The sequence below is a fragment of the Enterobacter cloacae complex sp. P15RS genome (assembly GCF_014895905.1).
In the GTDB taxonomy this organism is placed as follows: Bacteria; Pseudomonadota; Gammaproteobacteria; order Enterobacterales; family Enterobacteriaceae; genus Enterobacter; species Enterobacter quasihormaechei.
In genome coordinates this window covers 1-1,710 of the sequence record NZ_JADBQL010000053.1, presented here as the reverse complement: position 1 = coordinate 1,710, position 1,710 = coordinate 1, and the positions used below count along the sequence as shown (strand labels likewise).

General features: G+C 51.5%; 2 protein-coding genes. One reads left to right on the top strand and one right to left on the bottom strand.

Annotated features, from left to right (window positions below; translation table 11 throughout):
- Positions 1 to 89: 89 nt before the first annotated feature.
- Positions 90 to 869, top strand: coding sequence for a hypothetical protein (locus tag IM267_RS21440; protein ID WP_226848262.1), 780 nt, complete (start codon positions 90 to 92; stop codon positions 867 to 869).
- Here the strand turns inward: IM267_RS21440 and IM267_RS21065 are convergent.
- Positions 866 to 1,710: tail fiber domain-containing protein (locus IM267_RS21065; protein WP_193034235.1), on the bottom strand; the 845-nt coding region annotated here is incomplete at its 5' end. The two genes, IM267_RS21440 and IM267_RS21065, sit on opposite strands and share 4 nt — an antisense overlap.

Sequence of the window (1,710 nt, the reverse complement as noted above, 5' to 3'; positions counted from 1 at the left end):
GCACAAACCTCGGTTTGGGAAACAGCGCTACAAGAGACGTTGATAATCAGTTTGCCCCGGTGTCGTCGTACATCAACGGAGCCGCTGTTATGGCTCAGGTTCATCGCGATTACCGGACACTCGCTTCGTACGATCTGATTACTCAATACCCGCTGGGAATGTCTTTCGGCATTCAGCTGGGAGCGAATGCATGGGGCGGTGGAAGCGGTGCAGATGTATACACCGGCATGCTAACGCTACGTGGTTGGCATGATGCAACAGGGGGCGGCTACACGTCATGGCAGTTAGCCTCTACGTCGCAGGGCCTCAAGTATCGTCAGGGAAACGGGACTGTTTCCGGGCTAACTAACGTTGGATTTTCTACTACGCATACCCTTTATTCGACACAGAACACCACGAAATCCAGCGACGGTACGCTTAAGGCTGCATCTCCAGTTGCCCGTATTGTGAAAAGCCTGGAGGAATGTCAGCGCACTGATATCGACGAAGCAGGCTTTGTCTGGTGCGGCTGTGGTACGGCGAACGCTGAGGCGGAGGGAATAACCCTTTCCCGCCTCGATGTTGGGGTTTACGTGCTCACCGGTTCGGCAGGCCTGGCGTCTGAGGGATGGCAGTTACTGCCGCCAATGGACCCTGGCGGCATGGGGGAGCTGGGTGTTGTTGAAGCCGAGCAAACTGAAAGCGGCGGACTGACTATCCGCTTGTATAAGCAGAAATACATGCTGAGCGATGGGGGGGAGATCGTCAAAACGAAAGGGGAACCGATGGACGTGCCGGTGAACAGCTGGATCGATGTTCGTCTGGATATGCCGACGGATTCAATTTTCAAACGTTCACAGCAGCGTCTGCAAAGTGATGAAGAGAGTTAGAAAACTGTCGCGCCGCGAAGGTCGGCCAGTTCTTTTTCAATGATTTTTAACCGTTCGGCCAGCTCCTTGATGGCCTCAACATACAGGGCGCTCATAGCACTGTAGTCCACGGTTTTAAGGTCGTTAATTTCCTCTCCTGCTGGCGTAGTGCCGGTCCCGCCAGAACTCACAGCAACGGGCAGAACCTGTTCCAGTTCCTGGGCGATGATGCCTGCGCTTCGTACTGACTCCGTTCCTGTGAGCTGAATGCCGAACGTGTAGCCCGTCAGGGAACATATCTTATCCAGAGCTGCGCTGACGGGCTCTTTGTCGAATTTAACCCGCTCATCTGAGGTCTGATTCATCGTAACGCAGGTGAACTTGCCATCAGCCCCAAATGCAAAAGAGTATCCGTTGGAGCCGCCGTTATCATTATTGTCAGGGCGGATCTGAATAATCCCTGTTTGGCCGGAATAAATTACTCCTCTGGACGCCCCACCTGTACCATAAAACCATACATGTGCATTTTGATTGTCAGCTGGAGCCAATACAGCGATTTTAGTTTTGCATTCCATATCAGAAGTAGTCGCAATTTTTGCAGATGCGCTGATGCTATTCTGACAGGTAATAGGGTTACGAAACTCAAAACTATCACCGATAAAAACGTATTTCCCAGCGTAAAATGTGAAGTCACCTTTCCCCATAGCACCATTAGAATTACCACCGCACAGTATGCGCGCGTCATAGTCGTTAGTGCCAAGGAAATGGAAATCCACAAAGCTTGCAGAAGAAGGTTTTTTGGCACCAATTTCGATGCTTCCAAAATTGGCTGTGTTGCTCTCTCCCAAACCGACGTTTGTGC